The following is a 24,267-nucleotide window of genomic DNA, read 5'->3' on the forward strand; positions in this document are numbered from 1 at the left end:
CGGTTAACTATCTATGTACGAATTTTTTGATGAAGACTTTGACCAGCTAGAATTAGCTGAAGGTGCATTGATCTTAAATAAAGCGATTAATCCAGAAACTCAAGACAGTTGGGCTGAACAAGAGCTGGCAAGATTGTTTAAAGAAGCTGAGTTTGCTTTGGTTCATGAAACCGACGAACAACAGAAGTTTGAGTCCTTTATTCGACTATTCTTCTATGAATGGGGGTTCGCTGGCGATAAAGACGCGTACTTCTCTTCAGAAAACGCATTCATTGATAAAGTGCTTGAGAGAAAGAAAGGCATTCCAGTAAGCCTTGGCGCGATCTTTCTTTTTCTAGGTCGCAAGCTAGGCTTTCCTGTAGAAGGTGTCTCTTTCCCGACTCAGTTCTTGCTTAAAGTGAGTTGGTACGGTCAAGCTGCTGTCTATATTAACCCTTACAACGGCGAGTATGTTGGCGAGCAAACCTTGCGTGCATGGCTGATTGGACATGATGGTCCATTAGCCATGCTTAAAGCGGAGCATTTAGAAGTGGCCGACCACCCAACCATTATTGGTAAGTGGCTAGCACTGCTTAAGAGTGCACTGCTAAGAGAAGAGCGTTATACGCTTGCATTGAAATGTACTGACCTAGCATTAACGTTTGTACCGGATGACCCGTATGAAATCCGCGATCGTGGCTTTATCTATCAACAGCTAGACTGCCACCAAGTAGCAGCAACGGATTATCAATACTTTATCGACCAATGCCCAGATGACCCTGCATCTGAGTTACTGAAATCTCAAGTGAACGTCATGAACGAAAAGACAGTGGTCGTTCACTAATTAATAATTATTTAGAGAGAATATGATGGAACAGAAAACAGTTCACATTGGCGACATGCCAATTGCTAACGACAAGCCATTTACGCTATTTGCAGGCATGAACGTTCTTGAATCTCGCGATCTAGCAATGCAGATCTGTGAGCACTACGTAAAAGTAACCGAGAAGCTGGGTATCCCTTATGTATTTAAGGCGTCTTTCGATAAAGCGAACCGCAGCTCAGTTCATTCGTACCGTGGTCCAGGTATGGAAGAAGGTCTTAAAATCTTCCAAGAGCTAAAAGATACATTCGGCGTGAAGATCATCACTGATGTTCACACTGAAGCACAAGCTCAGCCAGTTGCAGATGTGGTTGATGTTATCCAGCTTCCAGCATTCCTAGCTCGTCAAACTGACCTAGTTGAAGCGATGGCGAAGACTGGCGCTGTAATCAACGTGAAGAAGCCTCAGTTCATGAGCCCGAACCAAGTTGGTAACATCGTTGATAAGTTTGCTGAGTGTGGCAACGACAAGATCATCCTATGTGAGCGTGGCGCTTGTATGGGTTATGACAACCTTGTTGTGGATATGCTTGGCTTTGGTGTAATGAAGAAGTCTTCAAATGGCAGCCCAATCATCTTCGACGTGACGCACTCTCTGCAAATGCGCGACCCTTCAGGTGCAGCATCTGGCGGTCGTCGTGAGCAAACGGTTGAACTTGCGAAAGCGGGTCTTGCGACAGGTATTGCGGGTCTGTTTATCGAAGCTCACCCGAACCCTGACCAAGCTCGTTGTGACGGTCCATCTGCACTGCCTCTAGATAAACTAGAGCCGTTCTTGAAGCAGATGAAAGCACTTGATGATCTTATCAAAGGCTTCGAACACATCGATATCAAATAATCGAATTTCAAAGTATCAAGAGCCGGCATAAGTGCCGGCTTAATTATATGGTCCGCCTCACTCTCAAGCCCTTAAGCTTAGAGTAGGCTCTCAGAATGAGGTGAACCATATGTCTTCTATTCATATTTTAGGTATCGACCTAGGTAAACATTGCTTCCATGCTATCGCACATAACCGTTGTGGTGTGGAGGTGCTTCGTCGTAAATTTAATCGTAACCAACTCTTAATCTTTCTTAGTAAAATAGAACCAACAACTATTGCTTTCGAAGCCTGTGGCGGTGCTCATTGGCTTGCTCGAAAATGTAGTGAGTTTGGGCATCAACCCCGACTTATTCCCCCTCAGTATGTTAAGCCTTATGTCAAAGGCAATAAAAACGATTTCATCGATGCTTCAGCGATCGCAGAGGCTGCGGGTCGACCGACCATGAGGTTTGTAGCTGTAAAAAGTGAAGAGGCTCAAGTCATCGCAGCGATTCATCGAGTCAGAGATAGTTATATCAAGGAGAGAACTGCCACTATGTCGCGGATCGGAGCGATCTTACTTGAGTTCGGCCTTAGCTTTCCCAAAGGGCATGCAAAGATGAAGTCTTTGTTTCAATGGTTAGCAGAACAAACCGTCTCATTACCAAAAAGCTTGCTATGTGAATTGATATCTATCCACGAGCATTACAAGTACCTTAATGAACAAATCAAAACTCAAGATAACAAGCTTCAAACTATTGTTAATAACAACGAAAGTGCTCAATTATTAAAAACTATCCCTGGAATTGGTGATCTTACCTCCACATTGTGTATTGCCGATGTAAGCTCTCCGAGTAACTTTACCAATGGCCGTGAGATGGCGGCTTGGTTGGGGCTTGTGCCAAGGCAATTCTCAACGGGAGGAAAGACCAAGCTACTTGGTATGAGTAAACGAGGGAATAAACACCTCAGAACTCTGTTTGTCCATGGGGCAAGGGCTGTACTCTCTAGACTAGAGACGACAGGGAAAGTGTTTGGAGAGTGGCTTGTGAATCTACGAGCCACCAAACCATTTAATGTAGTGGTAGTCGCATTAGCCAACAAGCTAGTGAGGATAGCTTGGGCGGTGTTATACCACCGCCAAGCTTTTAAGGCTGTTTAGCTATAACCAAGTTTGCAACGTCAATGAACGTGATGACAAAAACGGTCAATCGGCCAGATTAAGAACCTGACACAAAAAATAGCAATCAATGCTTTGGGCTTTTTAAGGATAATCTGGCGCGGATATCATCGTGGAGCTGGGAAGCTAGTGCTCCCAACAAGGACTCCGAATACATTAGCGCAAACCAACTCCGTTATTACTTAATTGTAGTTGCAATAACGGGGCGGACCATACATTTTTGTACCTGTTACAAAACGAGTTACCGTTACTTCGATATATTCAAGCCAAGTTAATGTACATTTTGAAATGTTATAACGTATCATTTAAGGCTTTGATTAATAAAATGAATTTAACGAGGATCACTTAATTACGGCGTTGAATTGAGTAAATCACAAATAATCTAAAAAATTATGAAAACGTTTGCCTGTGATCACTTATTTGCTCAAATGCAACTTTGCCGCTTTGTTACACACTCGATAGCGGATTAAGGTGATCTATCCTACATAAATATGAAATCACTCTGTTAGGTTTACTGTCTTAATTTAAACTACTTCAAGTTTTACCATTCTCTAACGATGTTTCTTAACTCGACATCGGCTAAATGAGAGCGGTTGAAGCAGTGGATTCCCCTAAAAAGTTCAAAGGTATGACAATGAAGCAACGCCTTATTCTAAAGACAGCACTAAGTGCTGCAATCCTAGCTACTTTAGCTGGTTGTGCGTCTCAATCGACCCATGATTGGAACCAAGACGAAACTTACAAGCTAACTATTCTTCACACTAACGACAACCATGGTCGTTTCTGGCAGAACAAATACGGCGAATACGGCATGTCTGCGCGTAAAACGCTAATTGATCAACTTCGTGCGGAAGTTGAAGCAGAAGGCGGTAGCGTGTTGCTTCTATCTGGTGGTGACATCAACACAGGTGTGCCAGAGTCAGATCTTCAGGATGCTGAACCTGATTTCAAAGGTATGAACAAGATTGGTTACGATGCAATGGCATTGGGTAACCACGAGTTTGATAATTCACTAGACGTACTACAAAAGCAGATCGATTGGGCTAACTTCCCAATGCTGTCTGCGAACATCTACGATAAAGCGACAGGCGAACGCAAGTTCCAAGCTTACGAGATGTTCGAAAAGCAAGGCATCAAGATTGCGGTTATTGGTTTAACAACTGAAGATACTCAAAAGATTGGTAACCCTGAGTTCATCGCTGGTATCGACTTCCGTGACCCTAAAGAAGAAGCGAAGCAACTGATCGCTGAACTTCAAGAAACAGAAAAACCAGATCTTATCTTCGCAGTGACTCACATGGGCCACTACGAAAATGGTCAGCGTGGCGTTAACGCACCGGGTGATGTGGCATTAGCACGTTACCTAGATGAAGGTGACCTAGACATGATCGTTGGTGGTCACTCGCAAGAGCCTGTATGTATGGAAGGCCCTAACGTTGCGAAGAAAAACTTCAAGCCGGGTGATGAGTGTAAGCCTGATCTTCAAAACGGTACTTACATCGTTCAAGCTCACGAGTGGGGCAAATATGTAGGCCGTGCTGACTACGAATTCCGTAATGGCGAGCTAGAGATGGTGAGCTACAATCTTGTTCCAGTTAACCTTAAGAAAAAAGTTAAGATTGACGGCAAGAAACAGCGTGTCTTTATTCAAGATGAAATCGCACAAGACCCAGAACTACTTGAGTTCCTACGTCCTTTCCAAGAGCAAGGCCAAGCACAGCTAGAAGTTCAAATTGCTGAAACTAATGGCAAGCTTGAAGGTGACCGTAACGTTGTTCGTTTCCAACAGACTAACCTAGGTCGTTTAATTGCGACTTCTCACATGGAGCGCGCAAAAGCAGACTTCGCTGTGATGAACTCGGGTGGTGTACGTGATTCAATTGAAGCCGGTGATGTAACCTACAAAGACGTACTAACAGTACAACCTTTTGCAAACATCCTGACTTACACCGACATGACGGGTAAAGAAGTTCTAGATTACCTAAATGTAGTTGCAACTAAACCAATCGATTCTGGTGCTTACGCACAATTCGCTGGTATCTCAATGACAGTAGCGAACGGTGAAGTATCTAACGTATTCATCGGTGGCAAGCAACTTCGTTTAGACGAAACATACCGCTTCACAGTACCAAGCTTCAACGCTGCTGGTGGTGACGGTTACCCTAAACTGTCTGACCACCCTGGTTACGTAAACACTGGCTTTGTTGATGCAGAAGTACTGAAAGAGTACCTAGAAGCAAACAGCCCAGTAGACGTGAACAAGTACGCACCTTCTGGTCAAATGGTTTACAAGTAATTGAACCCAATAAATTTAATCACTAGGTGCTGAATTAGATTGACTCTAGCACCATGATAAATTTAACTAAAGCGACGCCTCGGCGTCGCTTTTTGTTTATCTATCGTTTGGATTTGTTATGACCCCAGCCATCAATCTCGCCAAGAAAAAGAAAATCGCTCACAGCGTTCATCAGTATCATCACGATGCCAACAATACCAACTATGGTTTGGAAGCCGTTGAAGCGCTTGGTCAGGATCCTAAGCGTGTGTTCAAAACGCTTTTGTTCTGTTTGAACGGTGTGGCTAAAGACTTGGCTGTGGCGGTTATTCCTGTGGACCAAAAGCTAAACCTAAAACTTGCAGCAAAAGCAGCGAAAGGTAAAAAAGCAGAGATGGCGAATCCTGAAATTGCACAGAAAACCACGGGTTATGTGGTGGGTGGTATCAGCCCGCTTGGTCAAAAGAAAGCATTGCCTACCTTTGTACACTCCACTGCGACGGATTTTGAAACGATATGTGTGAGCGCAGGAAAGAGGGGCTTGGAAATCGAGCTAGATCCAAAGGACTTAGCCTTGCTTACCCGAGCTCAATTTACTGATTTGTGTTTGTAACAGACAGGCGATAATAAAAGCCATTAATCTGTCGAGCTAAATACCGTCTTCGTACCTAGTTTTGACTTAGCCAACAACAAAAAACGCCCACTAAGATAACCTAGTGGGCGTTTCTGTATTAAAGAGTAAATATTACTTCTTAAGACCTAATGTACCACCAACGCGCTTAGGTGCCGGTTTGTTTGGTCTGTTTGAGTCTTGGCTACGGTTTGTTGGCTTGCCGCTTCTACGATCGTTGTTATTACGGTCTGTACGATTACGATCCGAACTGTTTCTATCTGAATTAGAACGCTCTGAACGAGAGTTCGATTTCCAGTTCTCGGTATTGCCGCCGCTTTCATTATTTGATGAGTTACGACCACGCTTTGAATTAGGCGCATGACGGAATTCATCGGCATTGTTACCGCGGTAGGTGCGAGTACGGTTCTCTTTTTGGTTACGGCGCGCTGTTGAAGTTTGGTTCTCTTCACGGCTATCAAAAAGTTTAGCGTCCGTCGCTTTGCGAATGCGTTGGCCTTTCGCGTTCATCTTTGACGCATCTTCAGTACTTACTGAACCTTCACACATCGCTAAGATTTCAGTGATCTCTTCGTCGCTCAGGTAGCGCCATTTACCATTTGGAATACCATCTAAAGAGATGTTCATGATACGTACACGGCGAAGTTTGAAAACTTCATAACCAAGCGCTTCACACATACGACGGATTTGGCGATTCAGGCCTTGCGTTAGTGTGATTCGGAATGAGAACTTAGTCTCTTTCTCTACTTTACATGGCAAAGTCACCGTATCCAGAATAGGCACACCCGCTGCCATTTTCTGTAAGAACTCCCCTGTAATCGGCTTGTCGACACGAACCACGTACTCTTTTTCGTGGTTGTTACCTGCACGAAGAATCTTGTTTACGATATCGCCATCATTGGTCAGGAAGATAAGACCGTCAGACGGTTTATCAAGGCGACCAATTGGGAAAATACGCTTATGGTGACCAATAAAGTCAACGATGTTGCCTGGAATATCTCGCTCTGTAGTACAAGTAATACCGGTCGGCTTATTCAGGGCAATGTAGATAGGTTTTTCTTTCGAACGAACGGGCTTGTTGTCGATCTCAACGTCATCACCTGGCATTACTTTCGTACCCATCTCTGGGATCTTACCGTTGATAGTAACTCGGCCAGCATCAATGAGTTTGTCGGCTTCGCGGCGTGAGCAAAAACCAGTTTCACTGATGTACTTATTAAGGCGTTTAGCTTGGGATTCTTGTGACATGATATTCTCTTAGCGTTTCACAACGGAAATTTAGATAAACAAAAAGCAACTACAGGGCAGTTGCTTTACGTTTGAATTCTTTAACTGACGACAATTTTAGCACCTAGTGTCTACTTCGGCACTAAATATCTATTGTCTAGCAAATTGGAGTGACAATGAGCGTGTCGTCGAGGCTATCAATACAACTTGTACTAACTTGATCGCTTCTGGTGTCGCTCTCTGTTTTCGAGCTTTTTGTCATTACTCTTTCTCAACATGACGTAGACCGCGCCTGTTCCACCATGAAATTGTTGCGCCGAATGCACACACTGGACATCATTAATTTGAGTCAACCAGTTGGCAACATAGCTCTTCATCATCGCTGGTGGATTCGAACGTTCACCTTTGCCATGAACAATGATGACGGTACGAACATCCATCCTTAAACATTGACGTAAAAATGAGAGCACTTCATTACGTGCGTCTTTGAGTGTCTTTCGATGCAGGTCTAGCTTAGCTTGAATAGGGTACTTACCTAGACGTAGCTTTTTGTATACGCCTTCCTGAACGCCATCTTTCTTATAGGCGATAACATCATCTGGCTTCACCATCGGGGAGTAATCGAGCGAGAGGTAATCTTTCTCGTCATCAGACAGCCACATTGCGGCTTCACGCTTGGCTAGCTGAGATTCCGTTACGCGGTGTACTTTCTGGTGTTCAGCGGTGTCATGGTCGATACGTTTCACATCGCCCATCATTTCTTGGAATAGATCTAAATCGTCATCATGAGACATAGTGTGCATCTCAAGTTAGAGAAGGATAGGTTAAGTATACCTAAGTTGGGGCTGGGTTTAAAAATGAAAAAACCGGAGGAGACAAGAGAAGTCAGCTCCGGTGCAAAGCGTTTTAACGTTTACTTATCAAGTAAATGATACTTAACAGCAAATGATTTAGGCTGAGCGACTCTAGTGAGGAGATTTGTCAGTCATAACTTTGTAGATGAAGAAGCCTCCATAAAACATCATGAGACCCAGAGCCCCGAAGATTACTATCATTGAAGATAGTCCCACCGCATTACCAAATAGGAGATCTAGCCAAAAGTCCATGTGTATACCTCAAAGTTATATGACATGGATTAGTGTATTAACAAGCATTATCAATTCACTGATCTGGATCAATCCTGTTTCATAAGTTAAATACTTGTTGGCAACTGTGTGTTTTTCGTCACATCATGCTCGTTGTTGTATGTCTTTTGTTCGAACGATTCAAAATCGCAATAAATATGAGAAAAAGCCCTTGCGGATAAATTCAGAACCCGTATTATACGCTCCATCGACAGGCAATGAGCCAGTTAGATATTTCGGTGAATAGCGCAGCTTGGTAGCGCATCTGGTTTGGGACCAGAGGGTCGGGGGTTCGAATCCCTCTTCACCGACCACATTAAAGAAAGCCGTAGCAGAAATGCTACGGCTTTTTTGCATTTGAATGTCTCGTCCTGAAATGTGTTTACACATTGAGGACGAATTATGACTACTTCAAATAATACCTACGTTAAGCGCACTCAGCGTGATTACACACTAGGCTTTAAATTACAGGTCGTCGCCGCTGTAGAAAGAGGCGATATGACATATAAACAAGCCCAAACCATTTATGGTATCCAAGGCCGTTCAACCGTTTTAACCTGGCTTCGAAAGCACGGTAAGATGAATTGGGCGCAAAATCCAAGGATGAATGTCATGAGCCAATCACCTAAGCCTAAAGAATCGCCTGCACAGAAAATAAAACGTCTTGAAAAAGAGTTGGAAGACGAAAAAATCAAGAACCTCTTCTTAAATAGAGTGGTTGATATCCTTGATGCTGAGCACGGAACCAGTCTCAGAAAAAAGTATCTAGCCAAGGAGCCAGAAGCCTTCAAAAGCAAGAAGGAATAAGTCTAGTTCGAGTATGTAGGCTTTGCGGCATAACAAGGCAGAGTGTTTATCAACGAGAAAAGCGAGCTCATCACCGTCGGTTAGAGCTTAAACCGATTAAAAAAATGGTGTTGGATATTAGGCGCTATATGCCTCGGGTTGGTACTAGGAAGCTCTATTTTTTAATAAAACCCAGACTACAAGAACAAGGTATCAAGTTAGGCCGAGATGCGCTTTTCAACTACTTACGCGCTGAGCGATTGTTGGTAAGACCTAAGCGTAGTTTTACAAAAACGACCAATAGTCGGCATTGGATGAAGAAACACCCGAACTTATTAAAGGACTACAAGCCATGTAGTCCAGAGAGTGTGTTGGTGAGCGATATAACCTATGTTCAATCTGATGAAGGAGTTCACTACCTATCATTGGTTACAGATGCTTTTAGCCGAAAAATAATGGGTTATGAGCTGAGTAATGAAATGAAAGCGACGGATGTCGTGAAAGCGCTAGATATGGCTATCAAAGAGCGTCGATATCATCATTCTTGTATCCATCATTCAGATCGTGGTCTACAGTATTGCTCAGGTGTATATCAAGATAAACTGAAAACTAGCGGCATAATGCCTTCGATGACAGATGGTTATGATTGCTACCAAAATGCCTTAGCAGAAAGAATAAACGGGATCCTGAAACAAGAGTTCTTACTTGATAGGTGTAAGAGTCTTGAGGAGCTTAAACGACTAGTAAAAGAGTCTATCAATATCTATAACAATATGAGGCCGCACCTCAGTCTCATGATGAAAACTCCAAATGAGGTGCATGAAAAAAGCCAACAGCTGGCGCTGTTGGCTTAGTAGAAATACTGTCAACGTATTTTAGGACGAGACAGAACGTTTCGTTTTGGTTTAGAGCCCAAGCGGGGTTCGCCTGATGTTCAAAATAAGCTCTTCATCGGCCGCATTAAAGAAAGCCGTAGCACTCTTTGCAATAGAAGGGGCTACGGCTTTTTTGCATTTGAACGTTTCGTTTTGGTTTGGGACCCAAGTGGTGTTCGCCTGATGTTCAAAATAAGCTCTTCAACGACCAAATTTAGAAAGCCTGCTCAATGAGTAGGCTTTCGTCGTTTTAAGCTATTGTAAACAGGGTTTGAATTAGAATAGGGTTCGCCTGATATTAAAAATAAGCTCTTCACCGGCCGCATTAAAGAAAGCCATAGCACTCTTTGTAATAGAAGGGGCTACGGCTTTTTTATATTCTGTAATTGTGTCGATCGCCTATCGATCGTTTGTTGAGTCTAAGCCTACTCTTATTGAACGAACTCACTCGTTGCAATGTTGTTTTTCACCCAAATCAGAGCCTGTAAGCGATTCTTCACCTTGATTTTTTTAAACGTGTTGTGAAGGTGTGCTTTGACCGTATTCTCACTGACATAGAGGGTATCTGCTATCTGAGTGTTAGATGCTCCATCACCGAGTAACTTAATGATCTGCTGCTCGCGTTTGGTCAGCTTGAGGTAATGAGGGCTGGTTTTGGCGCATTGTCTGTCTCTATAAAAACGGATGTATTTATAGATCAGTTTTCTGCTCATCCACATCTCGCCTTGCAAAATGCAGTTAAAGCCGGCCACGAGCTTTTCAAGGGTGTCCGACGTATAAAAAATGCCGACAAGATACTGCCATTTAAGCATTTCTGAATGTGGAAAGTCGTCTGGTGTATTGAGTAACACTTCATGAACGTTACTTGCGACGTCATCCCTGATCTCTTGATATTTTTCAATGTACTGTTTACTCATTATCGGAAAATCAATAATAATTAGATCTAAGCCTTGATTCTGTAGGGACTTAATACTTAACCGTTCTGGTGATATGAGCCTTATGTTGAGGTTAACTTTTTGTTCTATAGACTCTTTAAGTAATATTGATTGTAAATTGTTCTCCGCAAGTAAAATGGCGTTATGAGCTTCCAGCTTAGCCATGTGGAACTCCTTGTCTTAACTCATTACTTGAACTTTAGGTGTTTTAGTTTAAAGCACGTATTGTTATTTTGCTAACTTTTAAGGTTAATTATTCATCAAATTTATGAAATGAATTTAATAGTATTGTCGAAGGTAAAATAATACTTAAGTAGAAAGAGGGAATTACCGAGATTTATGGCTTTATTTTATTGATTGTACAGTCTTTATGAATTTTCAAGATCCCCTTGTTTGGATGAAGCTTTATAGTGACTGGAAACTGATTTATATTAAGAATCAACGTCGTAACACCACTTTTTGTATTCTGATTGAAAGTAGAATGGGTGTTCGTACTTAATGTTAATGAAGATGCCACACTGTTATTTACGGTCAGAATAAGATTTTTATTTTTTATCAGGCACTGTACTGAATTTAAATCATAAGCAAATCCATTTAAATGGTAAGAAATAAATAAAACGGCGACCAGCGCCGTTTTAGTATGTGCATTAACAAGCATATTAGTTTTGGTTTATTAGACCAACATTGCCGTATGCACCGTTACCTGAAACATACGCAGCATCATACGAAGTTTGATGAATTAGGAATTCATTAGCGCTACTGCTCTGTAGGTTAACCATGGCAGTTGATTCTCGTCCAATTTGTTCCGTGAAAACTCGGTTGCCATCACCTGAAATTTCGATGTCGACCAAATTGTCTCTAGCGGGACCAATGTTGCGAGTATCAACGATACTTTGGACGTAGTTGCTATCACCAGTAACATTGATATCAACATCATTATAATCAGCATCTCGGTCGCTGAACTCAGTATATGTTACATTTGAATGACCATTGACTTGCACATCTGCTTCATTGAAGTCAGCACCGCCAAGAGCTTTGACTACAGAGATATTATCATCGCCCATTTGGGTGACACGCAGATCATTGTTTTGCCCCCAACGTTCAACTTTTATTTTAGCTTGGTTTCGCAATCCATCTTGTTTAACCCAAGCATCGTTATGTTTGTAACGTAGCTGAACCTCTGCCTCATTTAGATTACCGCTCTGTTGAACAACTACGTCTGAATTATAACTGGCATGTGTATCGACAAGCGCGACATGACCATTAGTAACACCTGATGTGTTTTGGATAATGGTTACATTAGCCATATCGCCACTCCCCATTTGCCACACCGCTGTATTGTCCATAGCTAAAGGCTGAATTGCATCAACTTTACTCTTGATACCAAGGTCTGCTACTCCCTCAATGACTCCCGTTGCTGGCTCAGATGCAGGAAACGGAGCTGGCAAATCATCTGCGTGAGCTACGTTTAAACCAATAACGGCACCGACTATAATTCCAAGTTTTGTAAGTTTCATAAGTTGTATCCTTATACATTTCCATGTCGACGTTGTTGTTGCTTCATAGAGAAGCAACTCGAATCAAGCGTCCATACTGCGCGCTAATTTGCTTGATTGATGTAGATTCTCATTGAGCTCGACGCGTTTACGATTGCAAAATCATGCCCATTTTGAGAAATTCCCGAATTGTCCCCTCCAGCACCAGCCATAAATGCAGTATTGTTGTTTCCTTGTTGATCGATACTCAGTTTGCTGCTGCTTCCAGAGAAATTAGCTTGTCCAATAACTGCTAAATTGTTATTTCCGTCTTGGGAAATTAGCGCTTCAGAATTGACTCCGATCTGACCAATCGCTGCATAGTTATTTGAACCATTTTGATCAACCAAGGCAGTATTGTTTCGCCCAGTTTGACCTATAAATGCGGAATTAGAACTTCCGCGTTGCGTTATCTTTGCTCTGTTGTTCGCGGTAATACCAGGACTGCGTTGTTTAATTATTGCTGTTGAATCAGAAGCATTAGATATATTAATTTCTGAATAATTATCTAAATCTCCAGAAGGAAAGTTTTCCAAGTCGTTATAATCATTAATAATATCCTGACTAACATTATGTAAAAAATCGCCCTCTATATCTGATGCGATAGCATTATTAAAACCTCCTGATAAAAAATATAAACAAGTTAAGCTGATAAGTGATGCTTGCCCAATTACCATCATCTTCGCCTTAAAGTGTTCGTGATTATGATCCCTACTAAAATAAATTTCGTAGGGAGGTGAGTGAACCTATTTCTTATCGAAATCCTAGGCTTTGAATTTACGAACAGCTATAAACTTAAAGTTGAAAATATTTTGGTTTAGATATGAAATTTAATTAGTATTCAGCTGTCTTCTGCCAACCTTAGTTAATCAATTCCCTTCAGAAATTAACCCCAAAGTTTATATATGCCACTGTAAGCATGAATTACGCTTTATTCAGATTCGACGAATCACATTCTCATTTTGTAAATGGACTTTGAATGGGAGCACACATGAAAATCAAGCTGCTTACAATAACTCTGCTTTCTTTTGCTATTCACGCAGAAGAAAAGAGTCATGGTCTTGAAAATGCTGCTCCTTTAGAAAACGGACAAAAATTTGAGGATTCGACAAACAAACTTAAGGAAAAATTCAACGACTTTAGTGAAGTTGATGGAATCATAGTGGACAGAACCATCACGCGGCTCGGAGAGGATTTCTATTTTTTCTTCTCGCAATCGCTCAATGATAGTTATCCCGACCTTAAGGAAAATTTGACGGTAAAAGAAAGGCCAACGGCGTTATCTGGAAGCATCATAGAGGTTCAACACTCTAGGAAACCGATCTTTCGTACGGCGTTGTCCCCAGGTCGTAGACAAGCAAAAGAACGTGCTGCCGATGCAACAAGAGTGGTTGGAAATTACATTATCCGATGGCAAGCGGAACGGATCTTTCAGGACACTTACGACCTAGACCATGATGAATTCTAAGGAGCCAAGGATGTCGATATTTTTCAGAAAGGCTGCGCTCATTGCGCTGCTCGTTTCGCCTTCAGTTTATGCAAGCGAGTTGGTTTATACGCCCGTAAACCCAAGTTTTGGCGGAAACGCTTTAAACAGTTCTCACCTTTTTAATCACGCCAATGCCATTAATGATTTCGAAGATCCTAGTGCTCGGGACATTTTTGATGAACAAGAATCTGCGTTAGATCGATTAGCATCGAGTTTAGAGTCTCGTTTGATTAGCCAATTGCTTGCGGATGTCGGTAATGGCAACACAGGACAACTAGAAACCGATGACTTTTTCTTAAACATTGTGGATGACTCTGGGACTTTGTTGGTTCAAATCGTCGATAAAGCGACAGGAGAATCAACCGAAATCAGCGTATCAGGACTCAACCCAGACCTCTAATTCACAAGGATTGTGCTATGAAATCGATCATCATCGTCTTCCTGGCCTTTGTGTTGGGAGGATGTACTTACTCTATGCAAATTCCAGAGACTTCTGAAACGCCCAAGCTGATGCCCAGAGGATCAACGTATACAGACCTGATCTCCCTGCCTCAGCCTCGCGGTAAAATTCTCGTGTCAGTGTATGACTTTAGAGATCAGACAGGACAATATAAACCTCAACCCAACAGTAACTTCTCAACGGCGGTACCACAGGGCGGTACATCGTTGTTGACCACAGCACTGATAGATTCACAATGGTTTGTTCCTCTAGAGCGTGAAGGCCTCCAGAATTTGTTGACCGAACGTAAGATCATTCGTGCTGCTCAAAAGAAGGATAAAGTCGTCAATAACCATGGGGCGGATTTGTCATCCTTGAGCTCGGCAAACATTGTCATTGAAGGTGGCATTGTGGCTTACGATTCCAATATCGTAACGGGCGGGGCTGGTGCGAAGTACTTGGGTATAGGTGGTTCAGGGCAATATCGAACTGATCAAGTGACCGTGAACTTAAGAGCTGTGGATGTAAGAACGGGGCAAGTTTTATTGAGTGTCACCACATCCAAAACCATTTCTTCACATGAGATTGGCTTCGGTGCTTTTCGATTTGTCGATTACAAAGAACTCCTCGAAGTTGAAATGGGTTATAGCCACAATGAACCGGTTAATATCGCGGTAATGTCGGCCATTGATGCTGCGGTGATCCATCTAATCGTTAAAGGCATGAAGCGTGGAATGTGGTCGCCCGGTGACCCGAACGCAATCAGACATCCAATTATTGCACGCTACTTAGCGGCAGACACAGATATCCTTTAGTAAACCGAGTAAGCAGCAAAATAGGGCTATGCGGAAAACGGATTTTTCCCTTAGCCCTGTTTTTTATATTAACTGATCAGTTCACATCGCAGGTAATGTCTTTGATTGGCGTCTCTGAGGTAACAAAGCAAACATAAGCTTCAACAGGGTTATTTGGACCAATCCGAATGTAACCTGCCTGTACTTCATCTTCGTTAAAAGTCACCGAGTGAGAATTACCCGTCTGACCATCGTAGAAGCTTGCTTCAAAATTACTATTCATTTGGCTTGCGATACGGTTACGTGTCGTTGAGGTCGTGAACGTAATGTTTGCGCATCGCATAGGCGGCTTTTCAGTAATCAGAAACTGTCCGCTTTCTTTATCTAACACACCGCCTTTGGTGTCTGGCTGAATGTCTATCGGCTGGAATTGTTCGATCGTACAAGTTTCTTTGGCAGACGCTACTGTGGGCATAAGGAGCGCTAGGGCTAAAGGGAAAGCAAAAAATACTGGTTTCATGAGAACAACACCGTATGTAAAAAGAGCGAAAGATAATAGCACCGCTATGGTGTCATTAAATGTAAAAATTCTGTTATTAAGGACATGCTTTTATAATGAAAAGGTCATGTCCTTGCTAACTAGCTGCCTTCGTCAACCTCGAACTGACACTGAGCTTGTTGGCTCTGTGATTGTTGAGTGACACTGAACCCCTTATCTTCTAACAACTGTAAAAGGTTACCATCTCCAATCAGGTGTAAAGTTCCGACGACCAGCACGTAGTGTCCATTTGAGTCGAGTTTCCAATCTTTGGCAGATAGCTTGTTTGCCCAATCAACGTTGCGATCCGTTAGGAATGCTTTCTCAAGCTCTGTTGGCATTTCAGACAACTTCGCAAAATCCTCAAGTTTGGATTCATCGCCCGCTTTCCAGCTTTCAATGAGGCAATGTACGACACGGTCTGTTTGGTCAAATTCTTCAATGCTTGTCACTAGCCATTCTTTTCCGGAATCTTTTTGTCCTGCGATGAGGTCTATTTGAAATTGTAGTGGCTCTAAGCTGATCACTGGAACGTCTTGTATCGTCGCTTTATAGGCAAGTGTTGCGTCTACACCGCCCGCTGAGCCGTAACCAAGGTTTTTTAACTGCTGCATTTGTATCGACAGAGATGTCGCCCAAGGGGGGGAGCTTAGTAGTTGTTGTGTCGACATACCCAAAGACATAGAAATGCTTGTTAATAACTGTTGTTGATCTTCGCTTAATACATCGGCTGTGGTGACTGTGGTGGTAGGGTACACCACGCCTTCTGTCTTTCTTATATCCGTCTCGATAATTAATCCGTCGCTCTCTTTTAACGTGTCAGTGATTTGGGTGGGAAGCGGGTACATGCTCTCGTCTCCAACATGTACGGAACCTAAGATGGTGAGGGTCAGATCATCCTTTTTAGCTTGCCAATAAAGAGGTTCGGCGACAGCTTGCTTTGCTGAAAAGGCAAGTGTGAGTAGCGTAAGGTACAAGAATGTGCGCAAAGAAAGCTCCTTTAGAAAGACATAAGCTCGTTAAAAAAGATTTTGACGGAGTTTTTTAACGGTTTTTTTTGAGAACGATGTCACGTTGTTTGTACGAAAAGTATTACAACACGAGCAAACTCTAAAACTTTTCTCTCCAAGAACGACACGATTTTATGAAATTCTATGAAAAGATTGTGATTTAATTCTCAGTTATTACGTCAAAATAAAAGTGACGGAAGTGTCGTTAAGTATAACCTTATGATTTTATTAAAATTAAATTTATCAGTATTTTTGAGATTTGAAGCCGATCACTGAATTGGCCTGATTTAATTCACGCCAAAAAATAAGGCCATATAGTTTATCTAACTTTCAGAAGCGCTCCACTTTGCTTCTTACTCAATTTTTTAAATTTATGGGTGAATACGATGTTGAAGAGAAACTTACTATCTGTAGCGGTATTGGCTGGCCTGACGGGTTGTGCAGTAACACAAGCACCAGAACAACAGGTTGTTAATGCACTGGCTGATAACCTTGATGTGCAATATGAAATTCTAACCAATCACGGTGCGAATGAAGGTATGGCTTGTCAGGATCTCGGCGCTGAATGGGCATCATGTAACAAAGTGAACATGACCCTGACCAATGACGGTGAAGCAATTGATTCGAAAGATTGGACCATTTACTTCCACAGTATTCGCCTTATTTTAGATGTTGATAACGAACAGTTTAAAATCACTCGTGTAACGGGTGACCTACACAAACTAGAACCTACAGATAAGTTCGATGGCTTTGCGGCGGGTGAAGAAGTGATTCTTCCGCTGACGAGCGAATACTGGCAACTGTTTGAAACCGACTTCATGCCGGGTGCATTCGTAACGGCGCCAAACGCAGAACCTAAGATGATTGCTTCACTGAATACGGAAGACGTCGCGTCATTCGTAACGGGTCTAGAGGATAACAACCTTAAACGTACACCAGATGACAATAACGTAATGGCTACAGCGGTGACGCGTTTCGAAAAGAATGCTGATCTGGCAACTCAAGATGTATCAACAACGCTACTACCAACGCCAATGTCGGTAGTAGCGGGCGAAGGTTCTGTGAGCATTGCTGGTGGTATTGCCCTACCAAAAGACGCATTCGATGCTGATCAGTTCGCTGCAATTGAAGAACGTGCAGATGTGGTAAACGTAGATGTGAGTGGTGACCTTCCAGTAAGTGTTACCGTTGTTCCTACTCAGTTTACGGGTGATTTAGCGAAATCTGGCGCTTATGAACTAAGCATCTCGGAAGAGGGGATTGCGATTAAAGCGTTTGATAAAACAGGTGCTTTCTACGCAGTTCAGTCTATTTTTGGCCTAATAGACAGTCAGAACGCTGAATCATTACCACAACTGTCGATCAAAGATGCACCGCGCTTTGATTACCGTGGCGTGATGGTGGATGTTGCTCGAAACTTCCACTCAAAAGATGCCATCCTAGCAACGCTAGACCAAATGGCAGCATACAAGATGAATAAACTGCACCTTCACTTAACAGATGATGAAGGCTGGCGTTTAGAAATCCCAGGTTTACCAGAGCTAACGGATGTAGGGTCTAATCGTTGTTTTGATTTGGATGAGCAAAGCTGTTTACTGCCTCAGCTAGGTTCAGGTCCAACAACAGACAACTTTGGCTCTGGTTTCTTTAGTAAAGCGGATTACGTCGAGATCTTAAGCTACGCAAAAGCGCGCAGCATCGAAGTAATTCCAGAAATTGATATGCCAGCACACGCTCGTTCTGCTGTGGTATCAATGGAAGCGCGTTACACTCGCCTAATGGCGGAAGGTAAGGAAGCGGAAGCAAATGAATACCGCTTGATGGATCCACAAGATACATCGAACGTAACCACGGTTCAGTTCTACGATAAGCAAAGCTTCATCAACCCATGTATGGAATCTTCGACTCACTTTGTCGATAAAGTGATCTCTGAAGTGGCGGCAATGCACCAAGAAGCGGGCGTTCCACTAACGACTTGGCACTTTGGCGGCGATGAAGCGAAAAACATCAAGTTAGGCGCTGGCTTACAAGATATTAATGCAGAAGATAAAGTGGCTTGGAAAGGCAACATCGATTTGTCTAAACAAGATAAGCCATTCCAACAGTCTCCACAGTGTCAGTCTTTGATCGCTGATGGCACAGTAAGCGACTTCGGCCATCTGCCAAGTCACTTTGCAGAGCAGGTGTCTAAGATTGTCGCTGACAAAGGGATTCCTCATTTCCAAGCATGGCAAGATGGCCTGAAATACAGCGAAGGCGAGAACGCATTTGCAACCGAAAGCACTCGCGTGAACTTCTGGGACGTTCTTTACTGGGGCGGCACTTCATCAGTATACGATTGGTCTGCGAAAGGGTATGACGTGATTGTTTCTAACCCAGACTACGTATACATGGATATGCCATACGAAGTAGATGCAGCAGAGCGCGGTTACTACTGGGCAACGCGTGCAACCGATACTCGTAAGATGTTTGGCTTCGCACCAGAAAATATGCCACAAAACGCGGAAACATCATTAGACCGTGACGGCAATGGCTTCTCTGGCAAAGGCGAAATTGAAGCGCAACCTTTCTACGGTTTGTCTGCACAGCTTTGGTCTGAAACAGTTCGTACCGACGAGCAGTATGAATACATGGTGTTCCCTCGCGTATTGGCAGCAGCAGAGCGCGCATGGCACAGAGCGGATTGGGAAAACGACTACAAAGTGGGCGTTGAGTACTCTCAAGAAACTAACCTAGTGAATAAGCAGGCTCTAAACAGCGACTTCAATCGCTTCGCGAATATTGTTGGTCAACGTGAACTGGCTAAACTTGAGAAAGCAGGCATTGATTACCGACTACCAGTACCGGGTGCTCAAGTTGTTGATGGTAAGTTGGCGATGAACGTTCAATTCCCAGGTGTAGAGCTGCAATACTCTGCTGATGGTGAAAACTGGCTAACGTATGATGAGCAGCAACGTCCATCGGTTTCTGGTGAAACGTACATCCGCTCTATCTCTGAAAGTGGCGAGAAAGTAAGTCGAGTAACGTCAGTTAAATAATCGATAAGCAACATTAATAGAAGAGCTCCCTAGCTATTACCTTACTTAAGGTTAAAAGTGGGAGCTCTTTTTGTTTGTTGCGAATTAGGCTCTCATCCAAAACGGGAACATATAGAAACCGTCTTGGTTTATAACGTCAACAATGCACATAAGGTGAGGTTCATCGCAAAAGTGACGCGCTTCTCATTATTCTCTTCAAAAAATAAGTCCCTCATAAAAAACTCTAAATCAGGTGTGATTCAATTAACTGAATCTAATTTTGCACCGTAAAATAATGTGATCCCGATCTGTACATTTTTCCATCTTGAGTTTTTTATCAATTTTTATATTTTTAAGTGTTTGATTTTAAAGTGTTAAATAACTTGTTCTTTTTTGATAGTGAGAGAGATCACTCTGTCCGTTCTTTTATTTTGAAACGCAAATTAATTCGAGCAACATAGATTTCATGCCAGGGAGGCGACCAACTACTCAAGCGGTGAAGGTGAATGATGTACCGAAGATATGCCGCTGAAAAAATCAAACTAAGGCAGTTTACTATGAAAAAAATTATCGCTCTAAGTGCTCTTTCTCTTGCTTTCGCTTCTAGTGCTTTTGCTGGTTCTTCTTACGTAACAGGTAACATCCAAATTCACGATGACGGCCGTATCCACGGTTCTGACATGACTTCTACGTTAGAAGCTGGTCACACGTTTGACAACTCTCTAGGCGGCTTCACGGTTTACTCTGAGTTTGATGGTATCCAACTGGGTAAACTTGAATCTGAAAATGGCGGTGCAGGTAATACTACTCCTGGTATCACTGTAGGTGGTGAGCAATCTTTCAATATTACTGACAACCTATGGGTTGCTGCTGGTTACCAACACCTATTCTCTGCGGGTGAAAGCATTCAGTTCCGTCCATTAGTTAAGATCGGCTACAACTTCGATAACGGTATCTCTATTAGCAACCGTACTCGTGCACACATTGATGATACTTCTGCTAATGCTGACACAGACTACCGCATGGATAACCGCATTGCTTACACGGTGAATGCTGACCTAGCGCTTAGCTATAACAACGTATACATGATTGATGCAGAAGCGATGGACCACGAGTTACGTGCAACATGGACTCGTCAAGGCGTTCAACCTTACTTTGAGTTCCGTAGCCAAGCTAACGGCGTAGACTTCGCAAACGGCGATTCTAAGCAGAACAACGCATTCGTATTCGGTGCTTCTTACGGCTTCTAAGCGGATTTATTTGGCGGTTTAGTCAATGAGACTATCCGCGAAATAGCTTTTTTGCCAAAGCACTTCCTTCGTGAATGAGCGAGGGGATCAAGCGGCACTAACAGCCCGGTTAGTGTCGCGACAAGATTTGCTTTACTGTCCAAAAGCAAAGAGCCTAGTAAGTAAACCACAGTCTTGGGTTTGCTTAATACTAGGCTCTATTTTTATGCTTTCAATTCTACTTTAGGTGAATTGGTACTCTAGTTACCTTTGTAGTGACGGTACTCAAACACCTGACCTTTATCATTAAACGCGTACACAGAGTACTCGTCTTTCTTATCGCCATACTCCATACCCGGTGAGCCCATTGGCATACCCGGAACTGCTAAACCAATCGCATTACGTGGTGGGTTTTCTAAAAAGGCTTTTACGTCTTCTGCGGGAATGTGACCTTCAAATACATAACCGTCGATCTCTGCGGTGTGGCAAGAAGCCAGCTCTTGCGTTACGCCTAGCTTTTGCTTGATATGGTTCATATCATCGTGGAGCTTCTCTGTTACATCGAACCCGGCATCACGCATATGCTCTGTCCATTCTGTGCAGCAGCCGCAGTATGGAGATTTGTGGTTTAGAACATCAGTAGCCAAAGCCTGTCCTGAAATTGCAGCGAGTGCAGTAAGAGTCATAACTTTACGAATCATGGTTAACCTCATGAAGATGGTTTTTATTAATATTAGAATGAGTTGGTTTGAACAATCTCAGCCTGTTGGCATTGCTTACGACAGTAATTGACGACATCGCCATAGCTGCTCCTGCAACTACTGGGCTAAGCAGAAATCCAAAAAACGGGTAGAGCACACCGGCTGCAATAGGGATACCAAGCGAGTTATAGATGAAGGCACCAAATAGGTTTTGCTTCATGTTTCTCACGGTCGCTTGGGACAGTTCTATCGCGTTACTTACAGACAGTGGCGACGAGTTGAGAAGTGTCATTTGTGCACTTTCAATCGCAACATCACTGCCACTGCCCATTGCGATACCTATGTCGGCCTGAGCAAGCGCTGGTGCATCGTTAATGCCATCTCCAACCATAGCCACACTCTTATATTGTTGTTGAAGCTGAACAATATGCTGAGCTTTCTGCTCTGGTAGTACTTCTGAGATAACCTCATCGATACCGACACTTTTACCAATCGCTTGAGCAACAGAATCGTTGTCGCCTGTTAATAGCACGGTGTGAATTCCGGCGGATTTTAGTTGAGCAATGGCTTGTTTACTATCTATTTTTAAGGCGTCTGAAATGCCTAAGATGCCTTCCAGTTTTTGGTCGATGACGACGAAGATTGGCGTCCATGCTTGTGTGCGGCAAAGTTCGATAAAGTCATTGCCCATTTGAGTATCAATACCAAGTTGGGTTAGGTATTTAAGAGAGCCGACTTGAACGTGTTTTCCGTTAATGTTGGCTTGTACTCCAAGGCCTCGGCGGTTTTCAAAATCGCTGTGTGGGAGCGCTGAAACTTCGAGGTTCTCGGCATACTGGCAAACGGCTTTCGCAAGCGGGTGCTCTGAACCGACTTCAACCGAATAGGCGTAAGCCAACAGTTCTTGTTCTGATAGGTTGTGATAAAACGCCTGCTGAACGCTTGGTTTACCTTGGGTTAGGGTACCTGTTTTATCAAATACGACCGCGTCAATCTTGCTGGCTGATTGCAACACATCGGCGTCTTTGATCAGAACGCCAAACTCAGCGGCTTTACCTACGCCGACAGTAATAGAGAGCGGAGTCGCTAGGCCTAAGGCACACGGACAAGCGATGATCAGCACGGTCGTTGATACCACAAGCATGTAACTTGCACTGGGTTGTGGGCCAACAAAAAACCAAACTAGGGCGGCAACAGCTGCGATCGCGACTACAACGGGTACGAAAATAGCAGAGATGGAGTCGGCAAGTTTTGCTATCGCAGGTTTACTGCTTTGTGCTTGGCGAACCATCTGGATGATGCGAGCTAACATAGTGCTTGAGCCAATCCCTGTCGCTTCAATAACTAAGCTACCATCGCCGTTGATGGTGCCCGCAGAAACGCCATCACTCACCGATTTAACGTTGGGGAGTGGTTCACCAGTCAGCATGGATTCATCGATGTAAGACTCGCCAGATACCACAACACCGTCAACTGGCACTTTCTCACCCGGTTTGACGCGTACCTGCATGCCGACTTGGATAGCTTCTACAGCAATGGTTTGTTCTTTGCCATCGACGATAACTACCGCTTTTTGAGGCTGTAAGTTAATCAACGCTTGTAGTGATTTCGTGGTGCGAGCTTTGGCTTTGGCTTCGATGTAGTGACCCAAAGATATAAGACCAACGATCATCGCGCTCGCCTCAAAGTAGACATGGCGAGAGGCTTCAGGGAACCATGATGGAATCAGTACGACCAGCATTGAGTAGAACCATGCCGCACCTGTACCCAAAGCAACTAACGTATCCATGGTCGCGCGCTTGTGCATCAGTGATTGCCACGCGTTAGTGAAAAAGCTACGACCTGAAGTGGCCAGCAGTACCAAACAGACCACACCGATTAATCCCCAAGCCAGTTGGTCGTTAAATGTCGTAATGGTCATGCTGCCGCCGAACACACCCCAAGCCATCAGCGGAGCTCCAAGCAGTAGCGCACTTACTGAGTTTTTCAGGAAGGCCTGTTGAGTACGAAGTTGTTGCTCTTGCTGTTTTTGTTGTTGTGTTGCCGCATCATCAACAAACTCGGCGCCATAACCTGCGGCTTTAACCGATTGGATGAGTTCGTTTTCGATCAGGTCACGTGTTTTAGAGGTGAAAACCAAGGCTGTCTGTTCAGCAAGGTTGATCTGAGCTTGATCGACTAACTCGTTCTTTTTCAGTGCTTTTTCGACTGAAGAGACACAACTCGCACACGTCATCCCCTCAAGAACAAGGTGATAAGTATATTGACTCGCAACGGGTTCAGTAGGCGTTGTTTTTGTAGATGCAGATTCGTTATCTTCTTCTAAATCTGAACTCGGTGAGAGGTCATGGGCTTCAGAGTAGGGAGTTGCGTGATAACCCACGCTTTCGACCAACTTAATTACCTCGGATTCAGAAAGCAGAGTGATCAGTGATAATTCCTGTTTGCTGACTTCTAGGTTTGATGCTTGCTCGGTTTGTTCAAGCGCTTGAGTCAGTTTGTTCACGCACTTACCGCAGTTAAGGCCGGATAGCGAAAGGTGCAGCTTGTTACCCATGCTGTAGCCAAGTGTCGCTAACTGTTCGTTGAGTTGAACGTAACTAAATGGAGTCGAAATATCGATGTAGGTCGGCGATATATCATTGATCGTCGTGTTGTCGAGATCAGCAAATAGTGTGCGGACTTTCTTCGCACAACCCATGCAATTTAGGCCGTTGAGCGCGGTTGTGTAGTGGTTCATATCGATACTCCAATTCTCATCTACGCCTAACATAAACCTTCCCGTAAGGGTAAGGTCAAACATAAATTCAAGAATTTGATC

General features: G+C 43.4%; 21 protein-coding genes and 1 tRNA gene. 12 read left to right on the plus strand and 10 right to left on the minus strand.

Translation table 11 applies throughout. The features are described from left to right. Nucleotides 1–13 precede the first annotated feature (13 nt). From FLM53_RS11780 to ybaK, 5 genes are all read left to right on the plus strand, one after another. The gene (locus FLM53_RS11780; RefSeq protein ID WP_176681857.1) at nucleotides 14–823 is read left to right on the plus strand and encodes a SirB1 family protein; all 810 of its coding nucleotides are present in this window, start codon (nucleotides 14–16) and stop codon (nucleotides 821–823) included. Between the two features lie 22 nt (nucleotides 824–845). Then, on the plus strand, nucleotides 846–1,700 hold the full coding sequence (gene kdsA / locus FLM53_RS11785) for a 3-deoxy-8-phosphooctulonate synthase (RefSeq protein WP_174571129.1): 855 nt from the start codon (nucleotides 846–848) through the stop codon (nucleotides 1,698–1,700). A 109-nt stretch (nucleotides 1,701–1,809) separates the two neighbouring features. Next, on the plus strand, nucleotides 1,810–2,823 hold the full coding sequence (locus FLM53_RS11790) for an IS110 family transposase (protein ID WP_176679512.1): 1,014 nt from the start codon (nucleotides 1,810–1,812) through the stop codon (nucleotides 2,821–2,823). 652 nt (nucleotides 2,824–3,475) lie between these two features. After that, on the plus strand, nucleotides 3,476–5,137 hold the full coding sequence (gene ushA, locus FLM53_RS11795; RefSeq protein ID WP_176681856.1) for a bifunctional UDP-sugar hydrolase/5'-nucleotidase UshA: 1,662 nt from the start codon (nucleotides 3,476–3,478) through the stop codon (nucleotides 5,135–5,137). 118 nt (nucleotides 5,138–5,255) lie between these two features. After that, nucleotides 5,256–5,729, plus strand: coding sequence for a Cys-tRNA(Pro) deacylase (gene ybaK, locus FLM53_RS11800; RefSeq protein ID WP_176681855.1), 474 nt, complete (start codon nucleotides 5,256–5,258; stop codon nucleotides 5,727–5,729). A 132-nt stretch (nucleotides 5,730–5,861) separates the two neighbouring features. Here ybaK and rluF read toward each other — a convergent pair whose 3' ends face one another. The 3 genes from rluF to FLM53_RS11815 all read right to left on the minus strand — a co-directional run bounded on the left by rluF (nucleotide 5,862) and on the right by FLM53_RS11815 (nucleotide 8,080). Continuing rightward, complete coding sequence (gene rluF / locus FLM53_RS11805; protein ID WP_176681854.1) at nucleotides 5,862–6,995, minus strand: 23S rRNA pseudouridine(2604) synthase RluF; 1,134 nt, start codon at nucleotides 6,993–6,995, stop codon at nucleotides 5,862–5,864. Nucleotides 6,996–7,186: 191 nt separating this feature from the next. Further along, a complete protein-coding gene (gene smrA / locus FLM53_RS11810; RefSeq protein ID WP_029405392.1) occupies nucleotides 7,187–7,768 on the minus strand; it encodes a DNA endonuclease SmrA in 582 nt (193 codons plus the stop codon). A gap of 171 nt (nucleotides 7,769–7,939) precedes the next feature. Then, nucleotides 7,940–8,080: a DUF3149 domain-containing protein gene (locus FLM53_RS11815; RefSeq protein ID WP_004739790.1), complete on the minus strand. Its 141-nt coding sequence runs from the start codon at nucleotides 8,078–8,080 to the stop codon at nucleotides 7,940–7,942. 255 nt (nucleotides 8,081–8,335) lie between these two features. Here FLM53_RS11815 and FLM53_RS11820 point away from each other — a divergent pair. Together FLM53_RS11820 and FLM53_RS11825 are read left to right on the plus strand one after the other, a co-directional pair. After that, nucleotides 8,336–8,412: transfer RNA gene (locus FLM53_RS11820), tRNA-Pro, on the plus strand. A gap of 88 nt (nucleotides 8,413–8,500) precedes the next feature. Beyond that, nucleotides 8,501–9,738 (plus strand): IS3 family transposase gene (locus FLM53_RS11825; protein WP_176679224.1). Its coding sequence is split into 2 segments (ribosomal slippage): nucleotides 8,501–8,873 and nucleotides 8,873–9,738, totalling 1,239 coding nucleotides; the frame shifts between segments, so codons are not numbered across the junction. Between the two features lie 452 nt (nucleotides 9,739–10,190). On the opposite strand, the gene FLM53_RS11830 is transcribed toward FLM53_RS11825, so the two are convergent. The 3 genes from FLM53_RS11830 to FLM53_RS11840 all read right to left on the minus strand — a co-directional run bounded on the left by FLM53_RS11830 (nucleotide 10,191) and on the right by FLM53_RS11840 (nucleotide 12,909). Next, nucleotides 10,191–10,859 (minus strand): LuxR C-terminal-related transcriptional regulator, encoded by a 669-nt coding sequence (locus FLM53_RS11830; protein WP_176681853.1) that lies wholly within the window; start codon nucleotides 10,857–10,859, stop codon nucleotides 10,191–10,193. A 494-nt stretch (nucleotides 10,860–11,353) separates the two neighbouring features. Further along, entirely contained in the window at nucleotides 11,354–12,211 is an 858-nt protein-coding gene (locus FLM53_RS11835) for a curlin (protein WP_176681852.1), read from the minus strand. A gap of 83 nt (nucleotides 12,212–12,294) precedes the next feature. Further along, nucleotides 12,295–12,909: a curlin subunit CsgB gene (locus FLM53_RS11840; RefSeq protein WP_256867708.1), complete on the minus strand. Its 615-nt coding sequence runs from the start codon at nucleotides 12,907–12,909 to the stop codon at nucleotides 12,295–12,297. 311 nt (nucleotides 12,910–13,220) lie between these two features. Between FLM53_RS11840 and FLM53_RS11845 the strand changes: the two genes are divergently transcribed. Genes FLM53_RS11845 through FLM53_RS11855 form a run of 3 tightly spaced genes read left to right on the plus strand, consistent with a single transcriptional unit; the run spans nucleotide 13,221 to nucleotide 14,972 of the window. Beyond that, nucleotides 13,221–13,697, plus strand: a complete 477-nt coding sequence (locus FLM53_RS11845; RefSeq protein ID WP_239847249.1) for a curli production assembly/transport protein CsgE — start codon at nucleotides 13,221–13,223, stop codon at nucleotides 13,695–13,697. 10 nt (nucleotides 13,698–13,707) lie between these two features. Then, nucleotides 13,708–14,118, plus strand: coding sequence for a curli assembly protein CsgF (locus tag FLM53_RS11850; RefSeq protein ID WP_176681849.1), 411 nt, complete (start codon nucleotides 13,708–13,710; stop codon nucleotides 14,116–14,118). A gap of 17 nt (nucleotides 14,119–14,135) precedes the next feature. After that, nucleotides 14,136–14,972, plus strand: a complete 837-nt coding sequence (locus tag FLM53_RS11855) for a CsgG/HfaB family protein (RefSeq protein ID WP_176681848.1) — start codon at nucleotides 14,136–14,138, stop codon at nucleotides 14,970–14,972. A gap of 76 nt (nucleotides 14,973–15,048) precedes the next feature. Here the strand turns inward: FLM53_RS11855 and FLM53_RS11860 are convergent, their stop codons facing one another. Then, entirely contained in the window at nucleotides 15,049–15,471 is a 423-nt protein-coding gene (locus FLM53_RS11860) for a hypothetical protein (protein ID WP_176681847.1), read from the minus strand. Nucleotides 15,472–15,590: 119 nt separating this feature from the next. Then, on the minus strand, nucleotides 15,591–16,478 hold the full coding sequence (locus FLM53_RS11865) for a TraB/GumN family protein (RefSeq protein WP_176681846.1): 888 nt from the start codon (nucleotides 16,476–16,478) through the stop codon (nucleotides 15,591–15,593). Nucleotides 16,479–16,885: 407 nt separating this feature from the next. On the opposite strand from FLM53_RS11865, the gene FLM53_RS11870 reads away from it, so the two are divergent. Together FLM53_RS11870 and FLM53_RS11875 are read left to right on the plus strand one after the other, a co-directional pair. Then, a complete protein-coding gene (locus tag FLM53_RS11870; RefSeq protein WP_176681845.1) occupies nucleotides 16,886–19,537 on the plus strand; it encodes a beta-N-acetylhexosaminidase in 2,652 nt (883 codons plus the stop codon). Nucleotides 19,538–20,073: 536 nt separating this feature from the next. Beyond that, on the plus strand, nucleotides 20,074–20,766 hold the full coding sequence (locus tag FLM53_RS11875; protein ID WP_017064150.1) for an oligogalacturonate-specific porin KdgM family protein: 693 nt from the start codon (nucleotides 20,074–20,076) through the stop codon (nucleotides 20,764–20,766). 239 nt (nucleotides 20,767–21,005) lie between these two features. Here the strand turns inward: FLM53_RS11875 and FLM53_RS11880 are convergent, their stop codons facing one another. Both FLM53_RS11880 and FLM53_RS11885 read right to left on the minus strand, forming a co-directional pair. Then, the gene (locus FLM53_RS11880; RefSeq protein WP_176681844.1) at nucleotides 21,006–21,446 is read right to left on the minus strand and encodes a DUF411 domain-containing protein; all 441 of its coding nucleotides are present in this window, start codon (nucleotides 21,444–21,446) and stop codon (nucleotides 21,006–21,008) included. Further along, nucleotides 21,436–24,249 (minus strand): heavy metal translocating P-type ATPase, encoded by a 2,814-nt coding sequence (locus tag FLM53_RS11885; RefSeq protein ID WP_176681843.1) that lies wholly within the window; start codon nucleotides 24,247–24,249, stop codon nucleotides 21,436–21,438. Before FLM53_RS11885 ends, FLM53_RS11880 begins: the two co-directional genes overlap by 11 nt. Nucleotides 24,250–24,267 lie beyond the last annotated feature (18 nt).

This window comes from Vibrio sp. Scap24 (assembly GCF_013394185.1).
GTDB classification, from domain to species: Bacteria; Pseudomonadota; Gammaproteobacteria; order Enterobacterales; family Vibrionaceae; genus Vibrio; species Vibrio pomeroyi.